General features: G+C 72.7%; 4 protein-coding genes. All 4 read right to left on the reverse strand.

Features of this window, described 5'->3' with window-relative positions; translation table 11 throughout:
* Positions 1–208 precede the first annotated feature (208 nt).
* Positions 209–826 carry a histidine phosphatase family protein gene (locus AB0B28_RS20075; RefSeq protein ID WP_360123546.1) on the reverse strand — a complete coding sequence of 206 codons (618 nt, stop codon included), beginning with the start codon at positions 824–826 and terminating at the stop codon, positions 209–211.
* Between the two features lie 44 nt (positions 827–870).
* Positions 871–1,851 carry an L-histidine N(alpha)-methyltransferase gene (gene egtD, locus AB0B28_RS20080; protein WP_360123549.1) on the reverse strand — a complete coding sequence of 327 codons (981 nt, stop codon included), beginning with the start codon at positions 1,849–1,851 and terminating at the stop codon, positions 871–873.
* A gap of 60 nt (positions 1,852–1,911) precedes the next feature.
* Positions 1,912–2,799: a carbohydrate kinase gene (locus AB0B28_RS20085; RefSeq protein ID WP_360123655.1), complete on the reverse strand. Its 888-nt coding sequence runs from the start codon at positions 2,797–2,799 to the stop codon at positions 1,912–1,914.
* 5 nt (positions 2,800–2,804) lie between these two features.
* On the reverse strand, positions 2,805–3,302 hold a 498-nt coding region (locus AB0B28_RS20090), incomplete at its 5' end, for a hypothetical protein (protein ID WP_360123552.1).

Raw genomic sequence — 3,302 nt, forward strand, 5'->3', positions numbered from 1 at the left:
GGTTCCGGGTTCCGGGTTCCGGGTTCCGGGTTCCGGGTTCCGGGTTCCGGGTTCCGGGTTCCGGGTTCCGGGTTCCGGGTTCCGGGTTCCGGGTTCCGGGTTCGTGCGGCATGTTATCAGGTAAACCTTCGAATTCGCGTCAGGCGACAGCGTGTCGCGTCGACTAGATTAACTTGCGGCGAAACCCGGTGGGGTTCAAGAGGTGAGCTCAGATTCCGGCGTCCTTCGTTGCGGTGCCGGGGTTCGCGGCGTCGGCCGTGAGGTTCCACAACGTGATCGCGTGGCGGCCGTGCTCGTAGCCCAGAGCGCCGATCGAGGCGGTGGCGATCTGGAAGTCGCGGCCCTCGGCGGCCGGGTGGCCGAGCCAGCGCGCCGCCGCCACTCGCAGACTGTGGCCGTGCGCCACGAAGGCCACGTCACCGCGCGCCAGCAGCGGTTCGGCCTCGGCCAGCGCCCGGTCCAGGCGCTCGGCGACCTCGTCTGCGGTCTCGCCCTCGGGGCCCTTGCCACCGTCCGTCCACAAGCTCCAGTCTGGGTCCTCGGCTCGGATCTCCTCGCTGGTGCGGCCTTCGTAGTCCCCGTACGCCCATTCGGCCAGGTCCGCGATCACGGCCGTGACCTTCAGGCCCGCCAGGTCGGCGGTGATCAGCGCCCGCTTGCGCGGGCTCGACCAGACCGCCTCGAAGTGCCGTTCTGCGAGTAGCGGCCCGAGTGCCTTCGCCTGCCGGGCACCGTGCTCGGTGAGGTCGAGGTCGGTGATCGACGTGTGCCGACCCGAAGCCGACCAGGTCGTCTCGCCGTGGCGGATGAGCACGATCTCTCCCATGCCGCCCACGATATCGGCGCGGCCGTGCGGCCACGCCGGTTCGCTCACACGGCCCGCGCGAGGAACACGCCCATGTAATCGCGCTCGTCGCTCCAGCAGCCCACGGGCTCGAATCCGGTCGCCTGGAGCAGGTTCTCCAGCTCCCCGCGGTGGAACTTGACTGAGATCCCGGTGTGGATCTCCTCGCCCACCGAGAAACCCAGTTCGAGCGCGAGCGCCGCCACGTCGACGGTCATCGGCTTCATCGCCCGCAGGCGCATGTCGACGGTCGCGGTGTCGGCGTCCCACAGCGCGATGTGCTCGAAGTGGTCGGGCTGGAAGTCGGCGTCGAGGCGGTGGTTGAGCACGTACAGCACGTTCCGGTTGAACTCGGCCGTCACGCCCGCCGCGTCGTTGTACGCGGCCAGGATGACCTCGGGGTCCTTCACTAGGTCGGCCCCCACCAGGAACCACTCGCCCGGGCGCAGCGCCTCGCGCAGGTCGCGCAGGAACTGGCTGCGCTCCATGCCGGTGAAGTTCCCGAAGGTCCCGCCGAGGAACGCGACCATCCGGGTGCCGTGGTGGTCGGGCAGCTGCGCCAGGTGCCGGGTGAAGTCGCCGACGATTCCGCCCAGGTAGGCGTTCGGGTAGGCCGAGGCGAGGTCGAGCAGCACGTCCCGCACTTCGCTCTCGGCCACGTCGAAGGGCCAGAACGCGTCGAGCCTGCCGGTCGCGTCGAGCGCCCCGAGCACCGGCCGGATCTTCTCGGCCCGGCCCGCGCCCAGCTCGATCACCGAGACCGGGCCGGCCCCGAGGGCCCCGGCGATCTCGGCTGCCCGGTCGTGGAGGATCGCCCGCTCGCTGCGGGTCTGGTAGTACTCGGGCTGTTTCGTGAGCTCGCCGAACATGGCCGAGCCGCGACCGTCGTAGTGCAGGCGCATCGGGAGGTGGCGGGGGTGCGAGGTCAGGCCCCGCTTGGCGTCGAGCCGGAGCGCCGCGTCGAGGTCGTCATCGTCGAGGCAGATCCGCAGTTCCGGTGCAGGCACGCTTCGATCCTATGCCGTCACGCTGCGTGTTACGGGCGAGTGAACTACGGCGCTCGCCGGTTACGGGGCGCCGGGGACAGTGCAGGCCTGGGCCGCGATCTGGCTCGCGTAGCGCAGCGCGGCGGTGATCACGGTCCGGTTGCCCCAGGCCGCGAGGCGGTCGAGGCGCATCCACCCGGCCGAGGTCAGCCATCCGATGAGCCCGGAGGTGAACGCGTCGCCCGCGCCGATCGCGTCCACGAGCTGGACCTGCGGGGCGGCCATCTCGGTGACGTGGTTGCGGTGGAAGGCCACCGACCCGGCGTCGCCGAGGGTCACCACGACGAGTTCAGGTCCGGCGTCGAGCCAGGCGTGTGCGATCGCGTCCACCGGCTTGCCCGGGTAGATCTGGGCGAGGTCGCGTTCGGAGACCCGCACGAGGTTGGCGAGGCCGACGAGGCGTTCGGTGCGTTCGCGGACGCTGTCGGCGTCGCCCATCGCGCTCAGGCGCAGGTTGGGGTCGAACGAGACCGGGACGGCGCGGCGGGCGCGGTTGACCCAGTGCTCGACGGCCCGCGCGGAGGGTTCGAGGTAGGCGGCGAGGGACCCGAAGTGGATGAGGTCGACCCGGGCGGGGTCGGGTTTGGGGAGCGCGCGGCCCTCCCATACGAAGTCGGCGGTGCCGGTGGTCCAGTAGTCGTAGTCGGCGCGGCCGTCCTCGTCGACCACGGCGAGGCCGAGCGTGGAGGGCAGGTCGGTGCGCTGGAGCCAGTCGCGGCGGACCCCGGCGGCGATGTGGCGGCGCCAGATCTGGCGCCCGAATTGGTCCCCGCCGACCGAGCCGACGAGCGCGGTGGGGACGCCGCGCCTGGCCAGGGCCACGGCGGTGTTCGCGGGCCCGCCGCCGCAGGTCGGGCGCAGCAGCCCGCCTGGGGCGGGCACGAGGTCGATGACGTTCTCGCCTGCCACGAGGATCAACGGGGGCTCCTTCCGGTCGCGAGTGCCGCTGCGGAGAGGGTATTGCAGGGCCCGGAAGGCCGGGAAGTCGGATTCGCGCCACGCTGGGCGGTGGCGTCCCGGTTCAGCACGGCCTCCGCGACCGCCACGGCCTCCGCCACGGCCTCCGCGACCGCGACCGCCACTGCCTCCACCACGGCCTCCGCCTCCGCCACGGCCTCCGCGACCGCGACCGCCACTGCCTCCACCACGGCCTCCGCCTCCGCCACGGCCTCCGCCACGGCCTCCGCCACGGCCTCCGCCACCGCCACCGCCACGGCCTCCGCCACGGCCTCCGCCACCGCCACGGCCTCCGCCACCGCCACGGCCTCCGCCTCCGCCACGGCCTCCGCCTCCGCCACGGCCTCCGCCTCCGCCACGGCCTCCGCCTCCGCCTCCGCCTCCGCCTCCGCCTCCGCCACGGCCTCCGCCTCCGCCTCCGCCTCCGCCACGGCCTCCGCCACCGCCTCCGCCAC

This window comes from Glycomyces sp. NPDC046736 (assembly GCF_040645615.1).
Taxonomy (GTDB): Bacteria; Actinomycetota; Actinomycetes; order Mycobacteriales; family Micromonosporaceae; genus Glycomyces.

Coding starts and splice junctions, on each gene's coding strand:
- AB0B28_RS20075 (WP_360123546.1), bottom strand. CDS start 826: ATGGGAGAGATCGTGCTCATCCGCCACGGCGAGACGACCTGGTCGGCT.